This is a genomic window from Bradyrhizobium sp. MI1.11 (genome assembly GCF_055811255.1).
This window is the reverse complement of sequence record NZ_JBVVPM010000258.1, coordinates 1-221: the sequence shown is the minus strand read 5'-3', so window position 1 is coordinate 221 and position 221 is coordinate 1. Positions and strand designations below refer to the sequence as shown.

General features: G+C 64.3%; 1 pseudogene. It reads left to right on the top strand.

The features are described 5' to 3' along the window. Positions 1-209 (top strand): annotated as a pseudogene (locus AC0L30_RS43280) (hypothetical protein); the annotation flags it as partial. Positions 210-221 lie beyond the last annotated feature (12 nt).

The window sequence follows — 221 nt, the reverse complement described above, 5'->3', positions numbered from 1 at the left end:
AACGCGCGATCCGGCATCGTGTCGCCATCGACATCCCTGCTTTGTCGCGCGAGGCGCAGCGGGTGCTGGCGCGGGTGCGCGATGCGATCGATCGCAACGACCAGCCGCGCTTTCTAACCACCCGAAGCAATGTGTCGTTGCTCACGGGCAGCATAAGTCGACGGGCAAAACTCGCCGCCGGGCGACCACCCAAGGCAAGGCCAAGGTGATGGACGATCAGA